Raw genomic sequence first — 25,033 nt, 5'->3', positions numbered from 1 at the left:
CAGCCTGCTCAGCAGGGGCCGTGGCCTTCCAGGAAGAGGCGGTGGGCCCAGTGGGCGTACCCGGCGATGATCTTCTGGACGGTCCGGCCGTCGTGCAGGAAGAGGTAGGCGCGGTCGCCGTCGCGGGCCAGCAGACCGTCGAAGCGGTACGTCCCCTGTGGAGCGCGCAGCTCGCGTACGGTCGGGTAGCTGGCCCGGACCTCGGCGATCGGGGTGCCGGCGGTGATTCCCTCCGGGGTGCGGGCCGGGTCACCGGCCCAGAGCAGCACCAGCCGATCGTCGATGAAGATCGGGCTGACCATGGCGTGCCCGGCCAGGGTCGGGCCGCAGGCGTCGACGTCGGTACGCAGGATCCCGCGCCGGGTCAGCTCGTCCTCGGTGTCGCCGAAGTCCACATCGGCCAGCCCGTCCAGATCGACCACGGTGACCGAGGCGACCGGTTCGGGCATGGCCAGGTCCGCCGGTGGCATGGGTCCGCTGCCCGATACCGAGGCAGCCAGAAGCAGTGCGGCGATGAAGCCGAATTGTCGCAATTTCATCAGAATCCCCCAAGTCCCCAACGGGACGGGAGGGCTGAGGTTATTGCCGGGCTTCCCATTCCTCGGCCAACTCGTCCCAGTAGTCGGCGCTGAGCCCACGCCGCCCGTGCGTCAGCCACCCTTCGGTGCTCCGCTCGACGTGTAACCCCAGCTCGGCGAAGGGGTCGATCCATGCGCCGGGCTCCGCGCCCAACTCGATCAGGGCTGCGTTGATCGGCCACTGCGGGCGCGGCAGGTCGAAGGTCGAGTCGAAACGCGGCCCCCAGGCCAGCACCCCGTCCAACCAGACCGCCGCCGCCTGGCGTCCGACACCACCGGCGAACTCCGCCTCGAGGTACGCCACCGGCCCTCGCAGCGACCAGCGGGCCAGTACCTCGGTCAGGGCGGGGGAGAAGGTCAGCGTGAAGGGCTGCTCCGGGCCGGGCTCGTCGGTCGCGTAGTCCGGCGCGTTGCCGGTCAACTCCTGCACCAACTGCGGAGTCACCGGCAGTAGGGCGAAGTCCTGCCGCAGCTCGCCGAGGACGGCATGATCCAGCTCGCGGGTCTCCTCGCGGAGCAGTTCGGCGTCCGCGACAATCGCGCTGAGCTGGTAACTCACCCGGCGTCCACAGCCTGTGGATAGCACATGTGTACGACGGGGGTCAGTTGATCTCAGCGAGGAAGGCCCGCCAGGCGGTCGGGGTGAAGACCAGCGCCGGCCCGGTCGGATCCTTCGAGTCGCGTACCCCGACCAGGCCCGGCAGGTTGTCCGCGACCTCGACGCAGGCGCCGCCGTTGCCGCTGCTGCGGCTGCTCTTGCGCCACCGGGCGCCGGTCAGCCCGGCATCGTTGTGCTCCACGACTCCGCTACCTCCCTGATCAGGTCGACCGACTGCCAGCGCGACAGGGTCTCGCCGCGCACGTTCTCCCACACGGCCAGTATCGCCGCGATGTCGTCCTGTTCGCTAACCACCTGGCCCTGCAACTGGTTGTCCAGGTAGCCCGCGATGCGGTGATCTTCCGCAGTGGCGAGGATGAAGGGCCCATTGAGCCCGGCATATTCCCCCACAGTGGACGGCACCACGTACACCCGGATGTGTGGCTGGCCGGCGGATTCGGCCAGGGCCAGCAACTGCTCACGCATGACGGCCGGCCCGCCCACCGGGCGGCGCAGCACCGCCTCGTCCAGCACCACGGTGATTCGCGGTGGCTCCTCCCGTTGCAGAATCAGTTGGCGGGACATTCGGTGGGCCACCACCCGCTCCACCTCGCTGCGGGGGATCAGACCGCCGCCGGTGAGCACCGCGCGGGCGTACGCCTCGGTCTGGAGCAGGCCGGGTAGGACGTTCGGCTCGAACCAGCGCAGGGTGGTCGCCTCGCGTTCGATCTCCTGCCAGGGGCGGAACCAGACCAACGCCCGACGCCGCGAAATGTCCGGCCAAATGTCCGAGACATTCTTCTGGAGGGCATCTGCCGCCGTGAGCCGGTGCCGGGGGTGTGGGATCCGATCTTCCAGCAGCCAACGGCTGACCGTCTTGGGGTCGACCCCGACGCGTTCCGCTAGGGACTCGATGGTGTGCCCGGTGTCCCGCAAGGCGACTCGCAACGCGTCATTCATGGTGCCTCCCGAGTGGATGTCCGGAATATCTGGGCACCATATAGCTACGCCATGTAGTTGTCCCGTCACCTGCGCCAAATTGGGGTATCGACGGCGTGGCCGGTGGAGGTTCATCCCCCTTGACCCGGCGGCCACGGCGTCCGGGGGCCGCCGTCGGCGACCAACGGCGGCGGCTCCCATCCACTCATCAGGCCCTGTCGAGCTGATAGCGCAGGCGGATCACCAGAGACGGCCCGCCCACGACCGATGAGCCCGCACCACCGCGACCGGTGCGTCCGCGCCGGTCGCGAACGGTGCTCCTGCCCGTCGCGAGTGGCACGGCCGTCCACATTGTGGCCGTGCACATCGCGACCGGTGCGTCCGCGCCCGTCGCGACCGCTGCGGCCGTGCCCGTCGTGACCGGGTGCGTCCGCGCCTGTCGTGACCGGTGCGCCCGTGCCGGTCGGCTCGGCCGACGAGCAGATCGGGGTGAAGTCGTGTCGAATCAGGTTGGACGCTCTCGGCGGGAGCAGAGCACCGGGGACGAGGGCCGATGAGCCGTCGCCGGTCGTACCCGTCCCGGCGGCAGGAGCACCTGCCGTCCCGGCCGACGTGGCGGTGCCGGGCCTGCGGCTGCGCGTGGCCGTGCAGTGCGGCCAAGCTGCGGCTGCTGGGGAGGTACCGGGAGGATCGGGCCGGACTGTTGACCCACCTGGCGGCGCTGCACGCCGAGGCCGCCGCCGAACTCGGTGACGTCATCTCGGCGGTCATACTGCTCGACCGCTTCGTGTCCTGGGCGCGTGTCCGAGGGTGAGGAGACTGTCCGCGTACCTCCTGGGGTGTTGGATCCGGCGACGACCGGAAGCCGCGCGGCGTCGCCGGCGGCCCCCGTTGGCGTCGCGCTCAGCCCGCCGCGACCGCGGATTGTGGTGGTTGCTCCCCGGGCTGGGCCACGAGCACCGCCACCACGACGGCCAGCAGCCCGGCGATGCTCAGCCCGAGGATCAGCCAGGCCGGGCCCGCCGGGTAGTAGTAGTCGCCCGGGGTGAAGGCACTGTGCACGGTCAACAGCCCGCCCTCGTCCGCACTCCTGCCCAACACCCGCACCAGGTTGCCGTAGAGCGCGACCGCCGGCAGCGCCAGCGCCAACAACGCCAACCCCCAGGCCCCGGCACCGGTCACCCGCCGTCCGGGGGCAGCCCCTGCTATCCGGTACGCGACGGCCGCCGCGATCAGCCAGCCGACGACCAGCCCCAGCAGGGTGCCGACCAGGACCAAGGGCACAAACGCGGCGGTACGCGTCTGCCGGGCATCGACCGAGACGACGCCCCGATCCTCGGCCAGGTACCCGCGAACCTGGATGATCAGGCCGTTGGATTCGGCGGTGAACCGATCCCCGCTCAACGGGGTCTCGACCACGGTCCCGTTCTCCCCGGTCGTGACAGTCCTGCCGGAGAGTGGAGTCAGCCCGGAGACCGCCCACCCCTCATCGGCGAACCGCTGCCGCACCTGCTCCGCATCCCAGCCCGAGGCGGAACCGGTGGCGTCGACCCGATCGGCGTGCCAGTTCGTGCTCTGCCGGTGCGCCTGCACCTCACCGGTCGCGCCGGCCTGCTGGGTGAGCCGGGTCATCGCGGCGTCGTCCGGCAGGCTCGTGAAGGTCTGGGCACCCAGCCACGAACCGGCGGCGGCACCGAAACCGCCCAGGGTGAGTGCGGTGAGCAGCGCCGCCACCACCATGATCGGACGACCGGCGGGCAACCTGAACCGCAGCCGCAGACCGCTGCCGACCAGGTGCAGGGCATCGCCGAGACCGGGACGGCGCTGCCCGGGTGCCGCCATCTCCAACAGGGTGGTCACCAACTCCGTGCCATGCCGGTGCCGGTGCCGACCCGGATAGGCCAGCAACAACCGCCGGTACCCGCGCTCCAGCCGCTCATCCGCCGCCGGCCAGCCAACCGCGTCGACCCCTGCCTGCTGCCCGGCGGCGGTGTCGGGCGGCCAGGCGGCACTGTGGTCGGCCGGCGGCCAGGCGGCGGTCATGCGGTCACCGTGCCGAAGCTCAGGGCGTTGCCCAGGCGCTTGCCGAGCTGGGTCTCAGCGGCGGCGGCGTGCCGGCGCAACCGCTCGATCTGCGCCTTGAGGGCGGCGGCCCCCGGATCACTGAGCCGGTAGTAGCGGCGTAACCGGCCCTCGACGGCCTCCTCCCGGTCCACGGTGACCAGGCCCTGCTCCGCTAGCCGGTCGAGGGCGCCGTAGAGGGTGCCCGGTCGCAGCTTGACCTCGCCCCCCGACAGCTCATCGACCGCTCGGATGACCCCGTAGCCGTGCAGCGGCTGCGCGGCGAGTGCAGTGAGGATCAGAAAAGTAGGTTCCTGCATGCCGCCGACAGTACGCCCACCGTTATATACCGTCAACCGAGTGTCGATGACGACTGTGGTTGCTGCTCTGCCCTCTGCCGTAGGGGGCCTGCCGTGAGCGCGAACACCGCCAACTCATCGACCAGCGGGCGCTAGCATTGATAGCGGGATGGTTGTCTGCACCGCGAAGGAGGCAAGGCGATGGCTGCCCTCAGCATCCGAGACTTGGATGACTCGGTGAAGGACAAGCTCCGTCTCCGCGCTGCTCGGCATGGTCGGTCGATGGAGGCCGAAATCCGAGCCATCCTGACCACCGCAGTTGCCGAGGACACTCAGCGCGCTGATCTGTTCGGCGCCCTCACCGAGCGGTTCCAGCAACTCGGCGGCGTGGATCTCGACATCCCGGAGCGGACCACGCCGCCCCGGGCGGCGGATCTGGTCGAATGATCGTCCTCGACACGAACGTCGTCTCTGAACTCATGCGCGCGGAGCCAGCCCCAAGAGTGCTTGCCTGGGTACGGGCGAATTCGGACAGCGGTCTCTACACCACGGCGGTCACCGTCGCGGAGATCCGCTATGGCATCGCTCGCCTGCCCGAGGGCCGACGTCGGGAGTCGCTACATCAGGCGGCGAACGAGATATTCTCCGCCTTCCCGCGGCAGATCCTTCCCTTCGGTCTCGGCGCAGCCAATGCCTACGCCGACATTGTCGCTGACCGGGAGACCGCCGGCCATCCGATCGACGGCTTCGACGCGCAGATCGCTGCGATCTGCCGCTCCCAGGCGGCCACTCTCGCCACCCGCAACCCGAAAGATTTCGCCAACACCGGCATCGTCACGGTGGATCCCTGGGACGAGCCGTTCGACTGAAGGCGTCCGCTGTCCTGGCGATCAGGACGACTCGGAGTCAGTCGCCATGGCTGACTCTGAGACAGAGCGACCGTAGAGACGACTCAGGGCCGGTCCCGTTGGGGGCCGGCCCTGTCGTTCGTGCAGCTCTTGCGAGCGGAGGATACGAGATTCGAACTCGTGAGGGTGTTAACCCAACACGCTTTCCAAGCGTGCGCCCTAGGCCTCTAGGCGAATCCTCCGCGAGCCAGGATACAGGTCCCCGAGACGTTGCCCACCCCACCACCCCCTGAAGATCGACGAGGGGTCGGGTAGGCTGGGGCTACCTCCCGTGCGGCGGTACCTCGTGAACCTCCCCAGGGCCGGAAGGCAGCAAGGATAAGCGAGCTCTGCCGGGTGCACGGGAGGCCTTTCTGTCTCAAGGCCCCATGATCGACCTCAAGGCCCCGTGATCGACGCCGTTACGGCGGTGTGGGGGTGTCCCTGGCCCGTCGATGCCCCCACAACGGCGTAACGGAGTCGATCTCAGCTCTGGGCCCGGCGGGGTGGGTGGTCAGTCGGGCGTGGGCGGCGGAGAATGGCGCGGTCGAGAGGAGGCGGGACGCCGTGGCACTGGCGCTCTACCGCAAGTACCGGCCGCGTACCTTCGCCGAGGTCATCGGGCAGGAGCACGTCACCGAGCCGCTGTCGCAGGCACTTCGCAGCGGGCGGCTCAACCATGCGTACCTCTTCTCCGGGCCGCGTGGGTGTGGCAAGACCTCCAGCGCCCGGATCCTGGCCCGCTCCCTCAACTGTGAGCAGGGTCCCACCCCGGAGCCCTGCGGGGTCTGCGCGTCGTGCCGCTCGCTGGGCAGCGACGGGGCCGGCTCGATCGACGTCATCGAGATCGACGCGGCCAGCCACGGTGGTGTGGACGATGCCCGTGAGCTGCGGGAGAAGGCCTTCTTCGCGCCGGCCAGCAGCCGCTTCAAGATCTATGTCATCGACGAGGCGCACATGGTCTCGTCGGCCGGCTTCAACGCCCTGCTCAAGCTGGTGGAGGAGCCCCCGGAGTACGTCAAGTTCATCTTCGCCACCACCGAGCCGGAGAAGGTCCTCGGCACGATCAAGTCGCGGACCCACCACTACCCCTTCCGGCTGATCCCGCCGAAGGTGCTGCGGCCCTACCTGGAGCAGCTCTGCCAGGCCGAGGGGGTTCAGGTCGAGCCGGCGGTGTTTCCGCTGGTCGTACGGGCCGGTGGGGGTAGCGCCCGGGACAGTCTCTCCGTACTCGATCAGCTCATCGCCGGTGCCGGTCCGGACGGTGTCACCTACGCGCGGGCCGCCGCGCTGCTCGGTGTCACCGACTCGGCGCTGATCGACGAGATGTGCGACGCCCTGGCCGCCGGGGACGGCGCCGCCGCGTACGCCACGGTCGACCGGGTGGCCGAGGCCGGGCACGATCCGCGTCGGTTCGCCTCGGACCTGCTGGAGCGGTTGCGTGACCTGATCGTGCTTCAGCAGGTGCCGGACGCCGCCGCCAAGGGCCTGATCGACGGCCCGGACGACCAGATCGAGCGGATGACCGCCCAGGCCCAGCGGCTGGGTCCGGGCACCCTGTCCCGGTGTGCCGACATCGTGCACGACGGCCTGGTGCAGATGCGCGGTACGACCGCCCCCCGGCTGCTGCTGGAGCTGATCTGCGCCCGGATGCTGCTGCCCGGGGTGGACGACTCCACCGGCGGCCTGCTCCACCGCCTGGAACGCATGGAACGTCGGCTGACCCTCGCCGGCACGGAAACCCCGTCGGCCGCCGCCGACTCCGCGTCGGCCACAACCCCCCCGACGGTACGCACCCAGCCTCCCGCCCCGCCCGCGGCTGCCGCCGCGACCCGGGCCGCCACCGCCGCTGCCGCGTCGGCTACCGCCAACGGCGCCGGGGTGACCCGGGCTGCCTCGCCGGCTCCCGAGACCCGGGCCGGAAGTGCCGCCCGCCACGACGGCGGAGCGCCCCAGGCCGGGACTGCGGCCGACAACGGCTCGGTCCCGGCGGGCGAGGCAGCACCTGCCCCACGTCGGCAGGTTCCGCCCTCGGCCGTGATGCCCGATCCGGTCACCCCCGAGCCGCCCCGACCGGGTGCGGTGACTCCCGGGGTGCTCGACGCGGTCGCGGTACGGCGGGTCTGGCCGGAGGTGGTCGGCAAGGTCAACCGGAGCAACAAGAAGATCGCGGCGCTGATGCGTGACGCGGTCGTACGCGACCTCGACGGCGACACCCTCGTACTGACCGTGAAGTCGGCCGTACTGGCCCGGATGATGTCCGACCACGCGCAGGTGCTCACGGACGCGCTCTACGAGGAGTTGGGCGGACGCTGGCAGATCCGGTTCGAGGTGGCCGGCGAGCGGAGCGGAATGTCACCCGGCAACCCGCGCGCCACCGCCCCGTCGCGTCCCCAGTCTCCAGCACCCTCGAACGGCACGACCCCCGCCGCACCACCGATGGCTTCGACCCCGTCGGCCGGGGCCCAGGGCGGAGGTCACCCCGCAGCGCCCGGAGGATCGGCGGATCCTTCAGCGGCCGACGGACTGGCGGGTCGTCCCGCAATGGCCGGGGGACCGGCGGGTTCCGCAGCGGCCGGGGCTCCGGCCGAGGAGGACGAGGGGTGGCCCGAACCGGCCCGCCCCGGCGGCGCTGCCGCCACCGGCACTGCCGAGGCGAGCGAGGCGGACAACGACTGGCCGGAGGCGGCGCGCCCCGGTGGCGCCAGTGGTGTCGGCTCCGGTACCTCCACGAACGGTGCTTCCGGCGAAGCCCGGTCGACTGCAGTGGACCCGGGCCAAGCAGGTCGGTCCGGCGCAACCGGGTTGGGCAGATCCGCTACTAGCGGGATGCAGCCGGGCGGTCCGGCCTCCGGCGGAGCGCAGTCCGGCGGAGCGCAGTCCGGCGGGCTGGCTACCGGCGGGGCACAGTTCGGTGGGCCCGCTGACGGCGGGGCACAGTCGGCCGGATCGGCCACCGCCAGGGCCCAGGCGAGCGGGGCAGGACCGGTCGGGTCGGCTGCCGGCGGGGCGCCGAGCACGCGGGCGGGTACCGGGACTGCGGTCGCAGCAGGGGCGAGGACGACCCGGTCGGAGGTACCGGCCCCCGGAGGCGGCAGAAGCGCCCCGGCAAGCAGTGCGATCGCGGCAGCCCGTGCGGCAGCGGCCGGACGGGGTACCCGTACCAGCCAGGCGGCCCGGCAGACCGCGGACGCCGAGTTCGCCGGCGAGCCGCCGTACGATCCGGATTTCGACGGCCCGTTGCGCGGCGGCGGCGGCGTCAGTGCTGCCCCCACGGCCGCCTACGAGGGATTCGACCCGGGCGACGAGCCCCTGGACGAGATCATCGATGAGAAGACCGCCCGCCAGTCGAGCGAGGAACAGGCGCTACGCCTGCTCCGCGAAGCCTTCGCCGGCACCGAAAAGATCAGCGAATCCGACACCCGCTGACCCACCCCCACCCCCACCCCACACCCACGCCACCCCCACTCTCCGGCGATCTTGCACTTTTGGTCGGGGCAAATGCCGTGTTCGGGGGCAATAAGGCGACCGAAAGTGCAAGATCGGCGGGGGAGGGTGGTGGGGGTGTGCGGTGGTGGGGTGGGGTCGGTGGGGGCGGTTAGGGTGGGCGTGAATTACGTAGCCGAGTCATAGGGAGCCGTCGTGCGGCCTGGTGGACAGCCGAACATGCAGCAGATGCTGAAGCAGGCGCAGAAGATGCAGCAGCAGATCGCCAAGGCGCAGGCCGAGTTGGCCGAGGCCGAGGTGTCCGGCACCGCCGGTGGTGGTCTGGTCACCGCGACGGTCTCCGGTGCTGGCGAGATCAAGAGCATCAAGATCGATCCGAAGGCGGTCGACCCGGAGGATGTGGAGACTCTGGAGGACCTGGTCGTCGCGGCGCTGAACAACGCCAGCGAGGCGGCCCGCCAGTTGACCGAGCAGAAGATGGGCCCGGTGGCGGGCGGGATGGGCGGCCTCGGCCTGCCCGGGTTCTGAGCCCGCAGATGTACGAGGGTGCCATCCAGGACCTGATCGACGAGTTGGGTCGGCTGCCGGGGGTCGGTCCCAAGAGTGCCCAGCGGATCGCCTTCTACGTGCTGTCCGCGGACCCGGCCGACGTCAATCGGCTGGCGGGGGCGTTGCGGAAGGTCAAGGAGTTGGTGCGGTTCTGCACCAACTGTTACAACGTCGCCGAGTCGGACCAGTGCCGGATCTGCCGCGACCCGCGCCGCAGCGACGAGGTGGTCTGCGTGGTCGAGGAGCCGAAGGACGTCGTGGCGATCGAGCGGACCGGTGAGTTCCGCGGGCGCTACCACGTGCTCGGTGGAGCGATCAATCCGCTGGAGGGCATCGGTCCGGACAACCTGCGGATCCGGGAGCTGATGACCCGGCTCGGTAGCGGGGTGGTCCGTGAGCTGATTCTGGCCACCGATCCGAACACCGAGGGTGAGGCGACCGCTACCTACCTGGCGTTGCTGGTCAAGCCGATGGGGATCTCGGTGACCCGGCTCGCCAGTGGCCTGCCGGTCGGCGGCGACCTGGAGTACGCCGACGAGATCACCCTGGGGCGTGCCTTTGAGGGGCGTCGGGCCGTCTGAATCGGTTACCGAACCGTCTAAAGAGGCGCCCGTGTGGGAGTCCACGGGAGACCTTGCGGGCCGTGTCCGCGTGCTGCGGGCACGGCCCGGCGGGGCCGCCGGGGTGTGACAGCGCCTTGATCCGGCGGTCGATCGATGTAACAGAATGATATCGATTGGCGTGGGCTTATTGAGCCGTTTGTCCGATAGTCCGAGGGGTCGTATTACAGCGGCTGGTCACTAAGGACACGATCCGGTACCAAGAGCCTGTCGTGACGTTTCCGCTCTGTCCGAACGGGAGCTATGGTCACCGCCAGCGGTGACCCTGTCACCACGTTGTCCGTACCCCCTAGGACGAGGTGAAGCACCATGCGTGCATCCAGGCCGAAGGTCGCTATCGCGGCCATGGCGGCCGCGGCCCTCGCGGTAGCAGGCTGTGCCGAAAGCGACCGCGAAGAAGGTTCCGGCGGTAGTAAGAAGGACACCCTTGTCTTCGGCGTTGCCGGAGACCCGAAGGTGCTGGACCCCAGCCTCGCCAGCGACGGTGAATCGCTGCGCGTGGCCCGTCAGGTTTTTGAGACCCTGGTACGCCCGGAGGAGGGCGGCACCAAGGTCAGCCCCGGTCTCGCCGAGTCCTGGGAGCCGGACGCCGCCGGCACGACCTGGACGTTCAAGCTGCGTTCCGGCGTCAAGTTCCACGACGGCGAGGAGTTCAACGCCGAGGCCGTCTGCTACAACTTCAACCGTTGGTACAACGCCAAGGGTCTGATGCAGAGCCCGGACGTGACCGCGTACTGGCAGGACATCATGGGCGGCTACGCCGCCAACGAGGACCCCACCCTCGGTGAGAGCCTCTTCAAGTCCTGCACCGCCACCGACCCGACCACGGTCAGCCTGGCCTTCACCCGGGTCTCCAGCAAGATTCCGGCCGCGCTGATGCTGCCGTCCTTCTCCATCCACAGCCCCAAGGCGCTGGAGCAGTACGAGGCCAGCAACATCACCGGCAGCGCGGATGACATCAAGTACCCGGCGTACGCGACCGCGCACCCGACCGGTACCGGTCCGTTCAAGTTCAAGTCCTGGGACGTTCCGAACAAGACGCTGACCCTGGAGCGCAACGAGGACTACTGGGGCGAGAAGGCCAAGCTCAAGAGCCTGATCTTCAAGACCATCTCGGACGAGAACGCCCGTAAGCAGGAGCTGCGTTCCGGCGGCATCCAGGGCTACGACCTGGTTGGTCCGGCCGATGTGGAGCCGCTGAAGGGCGAGGGCTTCAACGTCCTGACCCGTCCGGCCTTCAACATCCTCTACCTGGCGATCAACCAGAAGGGGAACCCGAAGCTGGCCGACCTCAAGGTCCGGCAGGCGCTCGCGCACGCGATCAACCGCCAGGCCCTGGTCGACTCGAAGCTGCCCCCGGGCGCTCAGGTCGCGGTGAACTTCTTCCCCGACACCGTCGAGGGCTGGAACGGCGACGTCACCAAGTACGACTACGACGTCGAGAAGGCCAAGGCCCTGCTGGCCGAGGCCGGTGCCTCCGACCTGACCCTGCGGTTCCACTACCCGACCGAGGTCACCCGGCCGTACATGCCGAACCCGAAGGACCTGTTCGAGCTGGTCTCGGCGGACCTCCAGGCGGCCGGCATCAAGATCGAGGCGATCCCGCTCAAGTGGAGCCCGGACTACCTCAACGCCACCACCTCCGGTGACAAGCACGACATCCACTTCCTCGGATGGACCGGTGACTACGGCGACGGCTACAACTTCATCGGTACCTTCTTCGACCGGCAGAAGGACGAGTGGGGCTTCAACAACCCGGCCCTGTTCGAGAAGTTCAAGAAGGCTGACAGCACTGCCGACATGGCGGAGCGGATCGCGCTCTACAAGGAGCTGAACGCCGACATCATGAACTTCCTGCCCGGTGTGCCGATCTCGCACTCGCCGCCGGCCATCGTGTTCGGCAAGGACGTGACCGGGGTCAAGGCGAGCCCGCTCACCGACGAGCGGTTCTCCACCGCCGAGTTCAAGTCCTGACCTGAAGCACCGACCGCGGGCGGGCGCTGTTACCCACAGCGTCCGCCCGCGATCCTCAGCACACCCACGAGGCGGCCGTGTTCCGGTTCATCGTCAGACGCCTACTACAGCTGATACCCACGCTGTTCGGGCTCTCCATCCTGTTGTTCATCTGGCTCCGGCGGTTGCCCGGTGGCCCCGAGACCGCCATCCTCGGCGAGCGGGGTACGCCCGAGATGCGGGCCGCCATCCGCCGTAACCTCGGCCTCGACGAGCCGATCCTGATCCAGTACGGCCGGTTCGTGAAGCGGATGGTCCGCCTCGACCTCGGCACCTCCATCTCCACCAAGCGCGAGGTGACCACGGAGTTCCTCCAGCGCTTCCCCGGCACGATCGAGCTGACCATCACCGCCATGGTGATCGCGATCGGCATCGGCATCCCGCTGGGCTACCTGGCCGCCCGCAAGCGCGGCCGGTTCCTCGACTACGCGTCCGTCGGCGGGTCGCTGATCGGCATCTGCATCCCGGTCTTCTTCCTGGCGTACGTGCTCAAGGCGATCTTCTCGGAGAACCTCGGCTGGTTCCCCTCCAGCGGTCGCCAGGACCCGATCCTCGGGGCCACCCGGATCACCAACTTCTTCGTTCTGGACGGGCTGATGACCCGGGAGTGGGACGCCGCCGCCGATGCGCTCTGGCATCTGATCCTGCCGGGCATGGCCCTGGCCAGCATCCCGTTGGCGATCATCGTCCGGATCACCCGGGCCAGTGTGCTGGAGGTGCTGGGCGAGGACTTCGTCCGCACCGCCGAGGCCAAGGGCCTGACCGAGAACGTCGTACGCCGTCGGCATGTGCTGCGCAACGCGATGCTGCCGGTGGCCACCTCGATCGGTCTGCTCACCGGCGGCCTGCTCTCCGGGGCGGTGCTCACCGAGACTGTCTTCGCCTTCAGCGGGATCGGAGCCTTCCTCGCCGAGTCCATCAGTAACCGTGACTATCCCGTTCTGATGGGCTTCATCATGATCATCGCAGTGGTCTACGTACTGGTGAACCTGATCGTGGACCTCTCGTACAGCCTGATCGACCCGAGGGTGAGGGTCCGATGACGATCATCAGCGGGAAGAAGCGCGAGAAGATCGACCGCCTCGCCGAACTGGCCGCCCGGGAGGACGAGCGCGGGGTAAGCCTGTGGCAGGACGCGTTCCGCCGGCTGCGGAGTAACCCCGCCGCCATCGTCGGCGCGGTCATCCTGGCCATCTTCGTCCTGGTAGCCATCGTCGGACCGTTCTTCGTGCCGTACGGCCCGAAGGACACCATGGGCATCCGCGAGGGTGTGGTCAAGGTGGGGCAGGGCCTGATCCCCGGCCCCTCCTCGGAACACTGGCTCGGCTACGACCACCAGGGTCGGGACGTCTTCAGCCGGATGATCATCGGAGCCCGGCAGACCCTGCTGGTCGGCGTGGTCGCCACTCTGATCGGTTTGGCGATCGGTGCGCTGATCGGTGGGGTGGCGGGTGCCGCCGCCGGGCTCGGCGGCCGCTGGGGCCGCATGGTGGACACCACCCTGATGCGTTTCATCGACATGCTGCTGGCCCTGCCCAGCCTGCTGCTCGCGGTGAGCATCGCGGCCCTGCTCGGGCCCAGCCTGATCACCGTCATGATCGCCGTGGGTATGGTCTCGGTGCCGGTCTTCGCCCGGCTGCTGCGCGGTTCGATGATCGTCCAGTCGAACAAGGAATACGTGCTGGCGGCCACCTCCCTCGGCGTCAGCAAGCCGAAGATCGCAGTGGCGCACGTGCTGCCGAACTCGCTGGCCCCGGTCATCGTGCAGGCCACCCTGACCCTGGCCACCGCGATCATCGAGGCCGCCGCCCTGTCCTACCTGGGCCTCGGTAACCCGGACTCCTCCGTACCCGAGTGGGGCGTGATGCTGGCCGACGCGCAGCCGTGGCTCGGCATCCGGCCCGCTCTGGCTATCTATCCGGCGGTCGCCATCATCATCACCGCGCTGGGCTTCACCCTGCTCGGTGAGGCGATGCGTGAAGCCCTCGACCCGAAGCTGCGGAAGTAGAACAATGGCCCTCCTTGAAGTGGAAGACCTCTCGGTCAGCTTCGCCCGGCGCGGTCAGCGCACCGTACGCGCCGTCGACGGGGTTTCCTTCACGGTCGACGCCGGTGAGGTGGTCGGCCTGGTCGGCGAGTCCGGCTGCGGTAAGTCGGTGACCTCGCTGGCCATCATGGGGTTGCTGCCCAAGCAGCCCGGGTTGTCGGTGGGCGGCAAGGCCGTCTTCGACGGCACCGACCTGCTCCAGCTCGACGACCGATCCCGGCGCGACATCCGGGGCCGGGACATCGCGATGATCTTCCAGGATCCGCTCTCCTCGCTGAACCCGGTCATCCCGATCGGCCTCCAGGTCACCGAGGTGCTGACCCGGCACCGCGGGATGAAGGGTGACGCGGCGGCGAAGGAAGCCGCTCAACTGCTGGACCGGGTGGGCATCCCGGACCCGAAGCGGCGGCTGAAGGAATATCCCCACCAGCTCTCCGGTGGGATGCGGCAGCGGGCCCTGATCGCCATGGCGGTGGCCTGCCAGCCCCGCCTGCTGATCGCCGACGAGCCGACGACCGCCCTGGACGTCACCATCCAGGCGCAGATCCTGGAACTGCTCAAGGACCTGGTCCGTGACTCCGGCACCGCCCTGGTGATGATCACCCACGATCTCGGTGTGGTGGCCGGCATGTGCGACACGATCAACGTCCTGTACGGCGGCCGGGTGGTCGAGACCGCCCGACGGCGTCCGCTGTTCCGCGAGCCCCGGCACCCGTACACCGTGGGGTTGCTCGGGTCGGTGCCGCGGCTGGACGCCGGACGTGGCGAGCGGCTCACCCCCATCCCGGGCTCGGTACGGGATCTGCTGCCCTGGGTGGAGGGTTGTGCCTTCGCGCCGCGCTGCACCCGGCAGGTGGATGCCTGTGTGGGGCAGCCGCCGGAGCTGGTGACGGCGCACGACGGTCACAGCTACCGTTGCGTCAACCCGGCCCCGCCGGCGGGCGCCACCCCGGCAGCGGCACCCGTCGACCCGGCAGCACCCGTCGACCCGGTCGACCCAGCGGCTACCGGCGAGGCGACCTCGGCCGGTGGCCAGGTGCCGGCGCCGCGCGAGGAGGAGAAGCCATGACCGACAGCGACATCCTCGTCGAGGTACGGGACCTGAAGGTGCACTTCCCGATCAAGCGGGGAGTGCTGTTCGACCGGACGGTCGGCCACGTCAAGGCGGTCGACGGGGTGGATCTGCGCATCCCGCGCGGCAAGACCTACGGGCTGGTCGGCGAGTCGGGTTGCGGCAAGTCCACCCTCGGGCGGGCGCTGCTCCAGCTCAACCCGCCGACCGCCGGGCAGGTCAGCTTCGACGGTGTCGAGCTGACCACCCTGGCCCCGAACAAGCTGCGCGCCATGCGCAGGCGGATGCAGATGATCTTCCAGGACCCGATGTCCAGCCTGGACCCCCGGCAGAACATCGAGTCGATCCTGACCGAGGGCCTCCAGACCCACGGCATCGGGGGCAGCCGGGAGGAACGCCGGAAGATCATCTCGGAGACCCTGGACAAGGTCGGGCTGCCCCGCTGGGCCCTGTCCCGCTACCCGCACGAGTTCTCCGGCGGCCAGCGGCAGCGCATCGGCATCGCCCGGGCCCTGGTGCTGGGGCCGGAGCTGATCGTCGCCGACGAGCCGGTCTCCGCGCTGGACGTGTCGATCCAGGCGCAGGTGGTCAACCTGCTGGACGAGTTGCAGGACAGCCTGGGCCTGACCTACCTGGTGATCGCGCACGACCTGGCGGTGGTCCGGCACATCTCCGACACCGTCGGAGTGATGTATCTGGGTGCCCTGGTCGAGGAGGCCCCGGGGGACCGGCTCTACACCGAGCCGCTGCACCCGTACACCCGGGCCTTGATGTCGGCGGTGCCGGTGCCGGACCCCGACGTCGAGGACCGTCGGGAGCGCATCCTGCTCGCCGGTGACCTGCCCTCACCGGCCAACCCGCCGGCGGGCTGCCGCTTCCACACCCGGTGCCCGTGGGCCCAGCCGACCCGCTGCGCGGACGAGCGTCCGGTGCTGCGGGAGATCGGCGAGAGTCGGGTCGCCTGCCACTTCGCCGAGCGGATCGCCAGCGGCGAGCTGCGTCCGCACAAGGTGAGCGTGGAGATCGTCCGGCCGGCCGGCGAGGGCGAGGAACCCGAGGTGGTCTCCGCCCCCAGCGAGCCCGGCTCCTTCGTGTAGAGCAGCAGCCCCTTCCGGTACGCGCACCGGAAGGGGCTGCTGTCCACGTCTGCGGGGTTCAGCCCTCGGGGCGGTTCAGCAGGCCGACCGCGATGTTGTGCACCGCGTCCAGCCCGGAAGCGGCCTCCAGCGCGGCCTTGCCGCCGCTGACCACGTACCACTCGTCCGCGTCCTTGTACTGGACATGCAGGGTGACCTGCCCGTCGGCGAACTCCGTGCGCAGGGTCAACTCGCCGGTGACCACCCCGACCTCGTCGGTCATCACCCCGCCCGGGCCGGGCACGATGTCCGTGGTGCGGCTCTGCGGACCGGCCGGGGCTTCGGCGTCGGCCGTCATTCCCGCGCCCGGCACCGCGACCTCGCTGGCGGCGGTGCCGTCCGCGGTCATCCCCGCGGTGGTCGGTCCCGGGCTGCCGGTCGCCTCCGCTGCGCCGGAATCCGGCGCCTGCTCGGGCGTCGAGCCGCCGTCGGCCCCGGCTACGGCTTGCTCTCCCATGTGCAGCCCTCCAACATGTCGGCCAGCGCGGCTTTCTCGGCACTGGTCACCGTCAGCTTCCAGTGGTGCTTGACCGCCACCCAGTCCCCGGCGTATTGGCACCAGTACGACTGGCTTGGCGGTTTCCACTGGGACGGATCCTGGTCACCCTTTGCCCGGTTGGAAGAGGCGGAAACCGCGAAAAGCTGCGGCCGGTCCAGGTCGTTGGCGAAATCACCCCGTTTGGTGTCATCCCACTCGTCGGCACCGGATCGCCAGGCGTTCGCCAGCGGCACCATGTGGTCGATGTCCACCTGCGACGGATCGGTGAAGCTGCGGCCGTCGTACACACTCTCCCACTGGCCGCCCACGACGTTGCAGCCGGAATGCTCGATGCCCTTGCCGTCCCGTTCCAACACGGTGTCGCGGACGTCGCAGTTCTGGCCGGTCTTGCGCCAGTGCGGGAAGCGCTTGCGACTGTAGCCGCGCATCGAGCCCGCCTCGGCGACGGTGAGCTGGGAGAGCATCTGGTCGGCGGTGCCACCACCACCGCCGCTGCTGGGTCGCGCGCCCGGCTCCTCTTCGAGCGGGACACACCCGGCCGCGCCGAAGGTCAGCGCCGCGACCAGCGCGAGCGCCCCCAGGGCGCGGGGTCCTGATCTGGTACGCACAGACGACACCTCTCCAGCTTGCGGGCATCCGCCGATCCCGCACAGTACCCGTACGGTGTTTTGGCGTTTCGTGGTGTCTGGCAGATGGTGCACGGCAGATTGGTAGACATGGCTGAACCCGTACGCGTGCTCCGGATGAACACGGCAGCCGGCCGGGGCACCCTGGCGGCCGCCGTACTCGCCTCCGGCATGGTCTTCCTGGACAGCACCGTGGTCAACGTGGCGCTGCCCAGGCTCGGCGCCGATCTGGGCGCCTCCGTGGCCGGCCTACAGTGGACGGTCAGCGGGTACCTGCTCACCCTGGCCGCCTTCGTACTGCTCGGGGGTGCCCTGGGGGACCGGTTCGGCCGGCGGCGGATCTTCCTGCTCGGGGTCATCTGGTTCACCGGCGCCTCGGTGCTCTGTGGCCTGGCCCTGCGGACCGACTGGCTGGTGGCCGCCCGGCTGCTCCAGGGGGTCGGCGGCGCCCTGCTGGCCCCGGGCTCCCTGTCGCTGCTGCAAGCCAGCTTCCACCCCGACGACCGGGCGAAGGCGATCGGTGCCTGGTCCGGCCTGTCCGGGGTCTCCACCGCCCTGGGGCCCTTCATCGGCGGCTGGCTGATCGACGCCCTCTCCTGGCGGTGGATCTTCTTCCTGAACGTGCCGCTGGCCGTGCTCGTGGTGCTGGCCGCCCTGCGGTGGGTACCGGAGAGCCGGGACGAGAGCACCTCACGGACCCGGGGGGCGGGCCGGCGGTTCGACGTGGCCGGGGCGTTGTGGGGGGCGCTGGCCCTGGCCGGGATCACCTACGCCCTGGTCGACGCCCCGGAGCGGGGAGCAAGTGCCCCCTCGGTGGTCGGGGCGGCCCTGGTGGCGGTGCTGGCCGCGGTGGTGTTCGTCCTGGTGGAGCGGCGGCGGGGGGAGACCGCGATGCTGCCCACCGGGCTGTTCGGCAGCCGACTCTTCTCCGTCCTGAACATCTTCACCGTGCTGGTCTACGCCGCCCTCGGCGGGTTCACCTTCTTCATCGCGGTCTACCTGCAGAACGTGGTCGGCTGGTCGGCGCTGGGGACCGGTCTGGCGTTGCTGCCCATGACCCTGTTGCTGCTGGTCGGCTCACCGGCGGCCGGAGCGCTCTCCACCAAGATCGGGCCACGGCTGCTGCTGACCGTCGGGCCGGCCCTGGCCGCGGTCGGTCTGCTGCTGCTGCGCGAGGTCGGCCCGGGCGCCTCGTACTGGCGGCAGGTGCTGCCCGGGGTGGTGGTGTTCGGGGTAGGCCTGACCATGGTGGTGGCACCCCTGACCGCCTCCGTGCTGGCCGCGGTCGCCGACCGGTTCGCCGGGGTGGCCAGCGGCTTCAACAACGCCGCCTCCCGGGTGGGCGGGCTGCTGGCGGTAGCCGCCCTGCCGCTGCTGGTCGGGCTCTCCGGCACCGGGTACGAGCAGCGCGCCGAACTGACCGCCGCCTACCGGGGTGCCCTGCTCTGGTGCGCCGGGCTGCTGCTGATCGGGGCGGTCATCGCCGCCCTGCTCGTCCACCGCCCACCCCGCAAGGAGTAGGGGAGGGCCGCAACGGCCCTCCCCTGGCAGCTCAGTGGTGGGCGCGGTTGACGGCGCTGGTGACCGCCTTGATGGAGGCGGTGACGATGTTGGCGTCCATGCCGACCCCCCAGACCGTACGACCGTCGACCTCGCACTCGACGTAGGCGGCGGCCTGGGCGTCCCCGCCGGAGGAGAGGGCGTGCTCGTGGTAGTCGAGCACCCGTACCGCCACCCCGGTCGAGCCGAGGGCGTTGACGTACGCGTCGATCGGACCGTTGCCGATCGCGCTCAGGGTCTGCGGCTCCCCGGCGAGGGCTACCTGCGCGGTGACCTCGACCTTGCCGTCGGTGGTGCCGATGGCGTACTCGGTCAGGGTCACCTTCGGGTCGCTCTGGTGGTCGAGCAGGTACTGCCCGGCGAAGATCTGCCACATGGTGTCCGGGCCGACCTCACCACCGTCGTGGTCGGTGACCTGCTGCACCACCCCGGAGAACTCGATCTGGAGCCGGCGGGGCAGGTCCAGCTGGTGCTCGGTCTTCATGATGTACGCGACCCCGCCCTTGCCGGACTGGGAGTTGACCCGGATGACCGCCTCGTAGCTGCGGCCCAGGTCCTTCGGGTCGATCGGCAGGTAGGGCACCGCCCAGGTGAAGTCGTCGACCGGTACCCCGGCCGCCGCCGCGTCGGCGTTCAGCGCGGCGAAGCCCTTGTTGATGGCGTCCTGGTGGGAGCCGGAGAAGGCGGTGTAGACCAGGTCACCGGCGTACGGGTGCCGCTCGTGCACCGGCAGTTGGTTGCAGTACTCGACCGCCCGCTTGATCTCGTCGATGTTCGAGAAGTCGATCATCGGGTCGATGCCCTGGGAGAACAGGTTCAGCCCCAGGGTCACCAGGTCGACATTGCCGGTGCGCTCGCCGTTGCCGAACAGGCAGCCCTCGATCCGGTCCGCCCCGGCCAGCAGGCCCAGCTCGGCGGCGGCCACCCCGGTGCCCCGGTCGTTGTGCGGGTGCAGGCTGAGCACCAGGCTGTCCCGGCGGGGCAGGTGCCGGTGCATCCACTCGATCGAGTCGGCGTACACGTTCGGCATGGCCATCTCGACCGTGGCCGGCAGGTTGATGATCAGCTTGTGGTCCGGGGTCGGGTCGATCACCTCGATGACCTTCGCGCAGACCTCCAGGGCGTACTCCAGTTCGGTGCCGGTGTACGACTCCGGGGAGTACTCGTAGTGGATGTCGGTGTCCGGGGTGTGGATCTCGGCGTACTTCTGGCAGAGCCGGGCGCCCGTGGTGGCGATGTCGGCGATGCCGTCGCGGTCCAGCCCGAACACCACCCGACGCTGCAGGGTCGAGGTGGAGTTGTAGAAGTGCACGATCGCCCGGCGGGCGCCCCGCAGGGACTCGAAGGTCCGGTCGATCAGGTGCTCCCGGCACTGGGTGAGCACCTGGATCGTCACGTCCTCGGGGATCAGATCCTGCTCGATCAGCTGCCGGACGAAGTCGTAGTCGGTCTGGCTGGCCGACGGGAAGCCGACCTCGATCTCCTTGTAGCCCATCTGCACCAGCAGTTGGAACATCCGGCGCTTGCGCTCCGGGGACATCGGGTCGATCAGGGCCTGGTTACCGTCGCGCAGGTCGACCGCGCACCAGCGGGGGGCGGCCTCGACGTGCCGGGTGGGCCAGGTGCGGTTCGGCAGGTCGATGCGGAACTGCTGCTGGTACGGCTGGTACCGGCGAAACGGCATCCGGCTGGGCTGCTGCCGGGCGATCTGATCGGAATCGATGTCGGTGGTGCTGGCTTGGTGGGCCATGGCGAAGTTCTCCTGGGTCATGTGACGTCAGCAGTGGCTGTCGGCGGCGATGTGCCGAGCGGAGGGATCCGGGGACGTGCTGGCGGCGCGGTTCGACTCCGCGACGAGGTGCCGGCCTTCAGGCCTCGTCGCGGCGACCAAGAAGAAGGCTCGCCTGCCACATGACAGAGTCACCCTACGTGATGGGACGGAAGGTGGGAAGGTGGGTCCGCACTATGAGACGCAATTCGCATCCGCCCGTTCAGGGTGCCGTGTTTCCGCAGCTCAGGACCAGTTCGGCGAGGGGTTGCCGGTGTCGCAGGCCGGTCTCCTCGGCCACCAGGTCGGCCGGCAGGCTCAATGGATCACCCAGTTGGCCCACCGCCACCACCACGTACGGTCGCAGGTCGGCGGTCAGGTCGAGGTCTGCCGCCAGGCTAGCGCGGTCCAGCTCGGTCACCTGGCGTACGTGCAGCCCCAGTGCGGTGGCCTGCACGGTGAGATGGGCCACCGCCTGACCCAGGTCGTACGCGGCCGTCGGGTGGCCGGCGCGGGTGTGCGCGACCAGCACCAGCAGGCTGGCCCGCCCGGCCCAGCGCTGCTCGTCCGGGGACAGGTTGACCAGGATCCGTTTGAAGGTGTCGTCGTCGCGGTGTCCGACCGCGAACCGCCACGGCTGCCCGTTGCCGATCGAGGGGGCCCAGCGGGCGGCCTCCAGCAGGGTCGCCGCCTCGGCCGGGGAGAGTTCGGCGTACGGGTCGAAGGCCCGGGGGCTCCACCGGAAGGCCAGCAGCGGGGTGAGGTTGGTCATGCGAACAGTGTCCCCTATGGGGCATTTGATCGCTTTGCTGCGGGTAGCTGAATGTGGGGTAAAGCACCCGTAACGGATGGCCGATCAGGGCGTTCCGGTGGCCTCCTGATCAGGGGATTCACCGGTACCGGTCGGGGGTGCCTCGGTGACCGGGGCCGCCAGGCCCAGGGGGTCCCCCTCCACCACCGGGCCGGCCAACTGCACCGAGGCCGGGGCCGGCTCCGGGGTACCGGTCAGCATCAGGGTGCCGAAGGCCGCGCGTACCGCCGTCAGGGTGCCGTCGGCGTCGAAGCAGTAGATCCCCACATCCAGCGGCGGATTGATCGAGGCTGCGGTGGTCTCCACGGAGTAGCAGGAGCCGCCGGCCCCCTCCGGTGCCATGGCCGGCGAGACGGACAGCGGGGCCCGGCGGTCGGTCAGCACGTCCAGCCAGTCCGTGAAGGGGTGCTGCACCCGGGGGTCCAGCCGCCGGGGCAGGGTGTCGTCCCGCTCGCCGAGGCGTACGCAACTCGGGGGTTCCGGCCGGGTCGGGGTGGGCAGGGCGCACTGGAACAGCCCGTCGGTCGTGGCCGCCAGGGCGATGTCCGCCTGGCCACCCAGGGCCCCGCCGGGCACATCCACCCGCCAGCTGCCGTCGTTCGCGCTGGTCACCTGGATCAACCGGTCGGCGGCCCCGTCGACCCGCAGGGTGTAGCGGGCGACCAGGTGCCGATCCTGGGCGGCGGCGGCCAGGGCGGCCAACTCGTCGCGGGCGGCGTCCATCCCCACCGGGCGGGGAGCCGAGGTCGGCGGCGTCGGGTCGGCGGGCGGATCTGCCGAGCAGGCGGCGAGCAGCGCGGACAGGGTCAGCACGGGCAGGGCAGGCACGAGCGGGGCGACCCGACGGCGAGCCGGACGGTGGGCGTACACCCGGTCATTCTCGGCGTTGTGGGCGTCGCGCGGACACCCCCGGGCGGGCACCCGTTTCCGGCGTGTCGTGCGCCACCTCACCCCAGTACCTGGGCCGGATCGTGGGATCACCTGACCCGGCGGTCAGAGGGGACCGATACGCTGACTTGGTCCGACCCGCGCCGCCGGCCCCGGTGCCGGCGGCGTCGGCACGCCAAGCCTCTGTGCCGGCGGCGTCGGCACGCTCAGCCCCTGTGCCGGCCGCCAAAGCCTGCCGGCACGCTCCGAGCAACCGGGAGGGAGTGCACCGTCGTGGCACTCGTGGTGCAGAAGTACGGCGGGTCCTCCGTCGCCAACGCCGAGCGGATCAAGCGGGTGGCCGAGCGGATCGTGGCCGCCCGTAAAGCCGGCGACGACGTGGTGGTCGTGGTCTCCGCGATGGGTGACACCACGGACGAACTGCTCGATCTGGCCAACCAGGTGAGTCCGCTGCCGCCCGGTCGCGAGCTGGACATGCTGCTCACCGCCGGGGAGCGGATCTCCATGGCCCTGCTGGCCATGGCCATCCACAACCTGGGGTACGAGGCCCGCTCCTTCACCGGTTCCCAGGCGGGCGTGATCACCACCTCGGTGCACGGCCGGGCGCGGATCATCGACGTCACCCCGGGGCGGCTCAAGGGCGCCCTGGACGAAGGTGCGGTGGTGATCGTCGCGGGGTTCCAGGGGGTCTCCCAGGACACCAAGGACGTCACCACCCTGGGGCGGGGTGGTTCGGACACCACGGCGGTGGCGCTGGCCGCTGCGCTGAACGCCGATGTCTGCGAGATCTACACCGACGTGGACGGCATCTTCACCGCCGATCCGCGAATCGTGCCGAACGCCCGGCACATCAAGCAGATCACCTACGAGGAGACGCTGGAGCTGGCCGCCTGCGGTGCGAAGGTCCTGCACCTGCGCAGCGTGGAGTACGCCCGCCGGGCGGGGCTGCCGATCCACGTCCGTTCGTCATACTCGACAAACACCGGCACGATGGTCACCGGATCGATGGAGGAGCTTCCCGTGGAGCAGGCGCTGATCACCGGAGTGGCCCACGACCGCAGCGAAGCCAAGATCACGATCGTCGGGGTGCCCGACGAGCCGGGCGCGGCGGCGCGGATCTTCGACACGGTAGCGGGTGCCGAGATCAACATCGACATGATCGTGCAGAACGTCTCCACCGAGGGCACCGGGCGTACGGACATCTCCTTCACCCTGCCCAAGGCCGACGGGCCCACCGCGATGGCGGCCCTCAGCAAGATCAAGGAGGCGGTCAACTTCAAGGGCCTGCTCTACGACGACCACGTCGGCAAGGTCTCCCTGATCGGGGCCGGGATGCGCTCGCACCCCGGGGTCGCCGCCGGCTTCTTCGCCGCCCTGGGCCAGGCCGGGGTCAACATCGAGATGATCTCCACCTCGGAGATCCGGGTCTCCGTGGTCTGCCGGGACACCGACCTGGACGCCGCCGTACGCGCCATCCACGAGGCATTCGACCTCGGGGGCGACACTGAGGCTGTGGTGTACGCGGGGACAGGACGGTAGCGCGGGTGGCCGGGCTGCCCACCCTGGCTGTGGTCGGGGCGACGGGAGCCGTCGGCACGGTGGTGTGCGAGCTGCTCTCCGGGCGGCGCAACGTCTGGGGTGAGATCCGCCTGCTGGCCTCCGAACGGTCGGCCGGGCGGACGATCCGCTGCCGGGGCGAGGACCTGACCGTCCGGGCCCTGACCGAGCAGGCGTTCGACGGCGTCGACGTGGCGATGTTCGACGTACCGGACGAGGTAGCCGCGCACTGGGCACCGATCGCCGCCCGCCGGGGCGCGGTCGTGGTGGACAACTCCGGCGCCTTCCGGATGGACCCGGACGTCCCCCTGGTGGTTCCGGAGATCAACCCCGAACAGTTGCGTCACCGGCCGCGCGGCATCGTGGCCAACGGCAACTGCACCACCCTGGCGATGATCGTCGCGGTGGCTCCCCTGCACCGCGAGTACGGGCTGCGTGAGCTGGTGCTCGCCTCGTACCAGTCGGTCTCCGGGGTGGGCCGGGCCGGTGCGGACGCCCTGCACGACCAGTTGACGAAGGTGGCCGGCGACCGGTCCCTAGGCTCCCGGGCCGGCGACGTACGGCAGGCCGTCGGCGACGACCTCGGTCCCTTCCCGGCCCCCCTGGCGCTCAACGTGGTGCCCTGGACGGGCTCGCTGGCCGACGAGGGCTGGTCGTCCGAGGAGATGAAGCTACGCGACGAGTCGCGCAAGATCCTCGGGTTGCCGGACCTCAAGGTCTCCGCCACCTGCGTCCGGGTACCGGTGGTGACCGGTCACTCGGTGGCGGTACACGCCGTCTTCGCCACCGAGATCGACGCCGACGGGGCCCGTGAGGTGCTGCGCAACGCCCCCGGGGTGATCGTGGTCGACGACCCGGCCACGGACGAGTTCCCCATGCCGATCGACGCCGTAGGCACCGACCCCTCCTGGGTGGGCCGGATCCGCCGCGCCCTGGACGACCCCCGGGCCCTCGACTTCTTCGTCACCGGCGACAACCTCCGCAAGGGTGCCGCCCTGAACACCACCCAAATAGCCGAACTCCTAGCCAAACACCTAACAACCCACCCCTAACCCTCCCCCCCGGCCCCCCGCCTTTG

General features: G+C 70.1%; 25 protein-coding genes, 1 tRNA gene and 1 other RNA gene. 15 read left to right on the top strand and 12 right to left on the bottom strand.

The window, feature by feature from the left end; all coding sequences use genetic code 11:
* Positions 1-8: 8 nt before the first annotated feature.
* Genes ABZ795_RS14120 through ABZ795_RS14105 form a run of 4 tightly spaced genes read right to left on the bottom strand, consistent with a single transcriptional unit; the run spans position 9 to position 2,136 of the window.
* Positions 9-539: a hypothetical protein gene (locus ABZ795_RS14120; RefSeq protein ID WP_327023693.1), complete on the bottom strand. Its 531-nt coding sequence runs from the start codon at positions 537-539 to the stop codon at positions 9-11.
* 40 nt (positions 540-579) lie between these two features.
* Positions 580-1,137 carry a hypothetical protein gene (locus ABZ795_RS14115; RefSeq protein WP_357530584.1) on the bottom strand — a complete coding sequence of 186 codons (558 nt, stop codon included), beginning with the start codon at positions 1,135-1,137 and terminating at the stop codon, positions 580-582.
* A gap of 43 nt (positions 1,138-1,180) precedes the next feature.
* A complete protein-coding gene (locus ABZ795_RS14110; protein WP_357530614.1) occupies positions 1,181-1,357 on the bottom strand; it encodes a DUF397 domain-containing protein in 177 nt (58 codons plus the stop codon).
* On the bottom strand, positions 1,354-2,136 hold the full coding sequence (locus ABZ795_RS14105; RefSeq protein ID WP_357530583.1) for a helix-turn-helix transcriptional regulator: 783 nt from the start codon (positions 2,134-2,136) through the stop codon (positions 1,354-1,356). Before ABZ795_RS14105 ends, ABZ795_RS14110 begins: the two co-directional genes overlap by 4 nt.
* A 532-nt stretch (positions 2,137-2,668) precedes the next feature.
* Here ABZ795_RS14105 and ABZ795_RS14100 point away from each other — a divergent pair.
* A complete protein-coding gene (locus ABZ795_RS14100; RefSeq protein ID WP_357530582.1) occupies positions 2,669-2,929 on the top strand; it encodes a flavin reductase in 261 nt (86 codons plus the stop codon).
* 89 nt (positions 2,930-3,018) lie between these two features.
* Here the strand turns inward: ABZ795_RS14100 and ABZ795_RS14095 are convergent, their stop codons facing one another.
* Positions 3,019-4,158: a hypothetical protein gene (locus ABZ795_RS14095; protein WP_357530581.1), complete on the bottom strand. Its 1,140-nt coding sequence runs from the start codon at positions 4,156-4,158 to the stop codon at positions 3,019-3,021.
* Positions 4,155-4,496, bottom strand: a complete 342-nt coding sequence (locus ABZ795_RS14090; RefSeq protein ID WP_357530580.1) for a helix-turn-helix transcriptional regulator — start codon at positions 4,494-4,496, stop codon at positions 4,155-4,157. The genes ABZ795_RS14095 and ABZ795_RS14090 overlap by 4 nt, the downstream gene beginning before the upstream one ends.
* Before the next feature lie 180 nt (positions 4,497-4,676).
* Between ABZ795_RS14090 and ABZ795_RS14085 the strand changes: the two genes are divergently transcribed.
* Positions 4,677-4,922 (top strand): Arc family DNA-binding protein, encoded by a 246-nt coding sequence (locus ABZ795_RS14085; protein ID WP_327023701.1) that lies wholly within the window; start codon positions 4,677-4,679, stop codon positions 4,920-4,922.
* Positions 4,919-5,344, top strand: coding sequence for a type II toxin-antitoxin system VapC family toxin (locus ABZ795_RS14080; protein WP_357530579.1), 426 nt, complete (start codon positions 4,919-4,921; stop codon positions 5,342-5,344). Before ABZ795_RS14085 ends, ABZ795_RS14080 begins: the two co-directional genes overlap by 4 nt.
* 136 nt (positions 5,345-5,480) lie before the next feature.
* On the opposite strand, the gene ABZ795_RS14075 is transcribed toward ABZ795_RS14080, so the two are convergent.
* Positions 5,481-5,565: transfer RNA gene (locus tag ABZ795_RS14075), tRNA-Ser, on the bottom strand.
* 81 nt (positions 5,566-5,646) lie between these two features.
* Between ABZ795_RS14075 and ffs the strand changes: the two genes are divergently transcribed.
* The 9 genes from ffs to ABZ795_RS14030 all read left to right on the top strand — a co-directional run bounded on the left by ffs (position 5,647) and on the right by ABZ795_RS14030 (position 16,207).
* Positions 5,647-5,736, top strand: an RNA gene (ffs, locus tag ABZ795_RS14070) — signal recognition particle sRNA small type.
* A gap of 193 nt (positions 5,737-5,929) precedes the next feature.
* Positions 5,930-8,791, top strand: a complete 2,862-nt coding sequence (locus ABZ795_RS14065) for a DNA polymerase III subunit gamma and tau (protein ID WP_357530578.1) — start codon at positions 5,930-5,932, stop codon at positions 8,789-8,791.
* 237 nt (positions 8,792-9,028) lie between these two features.
* Entirely contained in the window at positions 9,029-9,337 is a 309-nt protein-coding gene (locus ABZ795_RS14060) for a YbaB/EbfC family nucleoid-associated protein (RefSeq protein WP_327027373.1), read from the top strand.
* Positions 9,338-9,345: 8 nt separating this feature from the next.
* The gene (gene recR, locus ABZ795_RS14055; RefSeq protein WP_327023704.1) at positions 9,346-9,939 is read left to right on the top strand and encodes a recombination mediator RecR; all 594 of its coding nucleotides are present in this window, start codon (positions 9,346-9,348) and stop codon (positions 9,937-9,939) included.
* Positions 9,940-10,287: 348 nt separating this feature from the next.
* Entirely contained in the window at positions 10,288-11,952 is a 1,665-nt protein-coding gene (locus tag ABZ795_RS14050; protein WP_357530577.1) for an ABC transporter substrate-binding protein, read from the top strand.
* 77 nt (positions 11,953-12,029) lie between these two features.
* Positions 12,030-13,034, top strand: coding sequence for an ABC transporter permease (locus ABZ795_RS14045; protein WP_327023706.1), 1,005 nt, complete (start codon positions 12,030-12,032; stop codon positions 13,032-13,034).
* Positions 13,031-13,999, top strand: coding sequence for an ABC transporter permease (locus tag ABZ795_RS14040; RefSeq protein ID WP_357530576.1), 969 nt, complete (start codon positions 13,031-13,033; stop codon positions 13,997-13,999). The genes ABZ795_RS14045 and ABZ795_RS14040 overlap by 4 nt, the downstream gene beginning before the upstream one ends.
* Before the next feature lie 4 nt (positions 14,000-14,003).
* Positions 14,004-15,107 (top strand): ABC transporter ATP-binding protein, encoded by a 1,104-nt coding sequence (locus tag ABZ795_RS14035; RefSeq protein WP_357530575.1) that lies wholly within the window; start codon positions 14,004-14,006, stop codon positions 15,105-15,107.
* Positions 15,104-16,207: an oligopeptide/dipeptide ABC transporter ATP-binding protein gene (locus ABZ795_RS14030; RefSeq protein ID WP_357530574.1), complete on the top strand. Its 1,104-nt coding sequence runs from the start codon at positions 15,104-15,106 to the stop codon at positions 16,205-16,207. The genes ABZ795_RS14035 and ABZ795_RS14030 overlap by 4 nt, the downstream gene beginning before the upstream one ends.
* 58 nt (positions 16,208-16,265) lie before the next feature.
* On the opposite strand, the gene ABZ795_RS14025 is transcribed toward ABZ795_RS14030, so the two are convergent.
* Positions 16,266-16,703, bottom strand: a complete 438-nt coding sequence (locus ABZ795_RS14025) for a hypothetical protein (RefSeq protein WP_357530573.1) — start codon at positions 16,701-16,703, stop codon at positions 16,266-16,268.
* Complete coding sequence (locus ABZ795_RS14020; RefSeq protein ID WP_327027374.1) at positions 16,685-17,299, bottom strand: HNH endonuclease family protein; 615 nt, start codon at positions 17,297-17,299, stop codon at positions 16,685-16,687. The genes ABZ795_RS14025 and ABZ795_RS14020 overlap by 19 nt, the downstream gene beginning before the upstream one ends.
* 162 nt (positions 17,300-17,461) lie before the next feature.
* On the opposite strand from ABZ795_RS14020, the gene ABZ795_RS14015 reads away from it, so the two are divergent.
* Complete coding sequence (locus ABZ795_RS14015) at positions 17,462-18,892, top strand: MFS transporter (protein WP_357530572.1); 1,431 nt, start codon at positions 17,462-17,464, stop codon at positions 18,890-18,892.
* Between the two features lie 31 nt (positions 18,893-18,923).
* Here ABZ795_RS14015 and leuA read toward each other — a convergent pair whose 3' ends face one another.
* From leuA to ABZ795_RS14000, 3 genes are all read right to left on the bottom strand, one after another.
* On the bottom strand, positions 18,924-20,702 hold the full coding sequence (gene leuA / locus ABZ795_RS14010) for a 2-isopropylmalate synthase (RefSeq protein ID WP_327023712.1): 1,779 nt from the start codon (positions 20,700-20,702) through the stop codon (positions 18,924-18,926).
* A 220-nt stretch (positions 20,703-20,922) separates the two neighbouring features.
* A complete protein-coding gene (locus ABZ795_RS14005; protein WP_327023713.1) occupies positions 20,923-21,471 on the bottom strand; it encodes a nitroreductase family protein in 549 nt (182 codons plus the stop codon).
* 84 nt (positions 21,472-21,555) lie between these two features.
* Entirely contained in the window at positions 21,556-22,380 is an 825-nt protein-coding gene (locus ABZ795_RS14000; RefSeq protein WP_327023714.1) for a hypothetical protein, read from the bottom strand.
* Positions 22,381-22,671: 291 nt separating this feature from the next.
* Between ABZ795_RS14000 and ABZ795_RS13995 the strand changes: the two genes are divergently transcribed.
* Both ABZ795_RS13995 and ABZ795_RS13990 read left to right on the top strand, forming a co-directional pair.
* Complete coding sequence (locus ABZ795_RS13995) at positions 22,672-23,937, top strand: aspartate kinase (RefSeq protein ID WP_327023715.1); 1,266 nt, start codon at positions 22,672-22,674, stop codon at positions 23,935-23,937.
* 5 nt (positions 23,938-23,942) lie between these two features.
* Positions 23,943-25,007, top strand: coding sequence for an aspartate-semialdehyde dehydrogenase (locus ABZ795_RS13990; protein ID WP_357530571.1), 1,065 nt, complete (start codon positions 23,943-23,945; stop codon positions 25,005-25,007).
* Positions 25,008-25,033: the final 26 nt, after the last annotated feature.

The sequence above is a fragment of the Micromonospora sp. NPDC047134 genome, assembly GCF_040643455.1.
Classification (GTDB): Bacteria; Actinomycetota; Actinomycetes; order Mycobacteriales; family Micromonosporaceae; genus Micromonospora.
The sequence above is the reverse complement of the archived record's forward strand: the minus strand, read 5'-3'. Positions and strand labels throughout refer to the sequence as shown.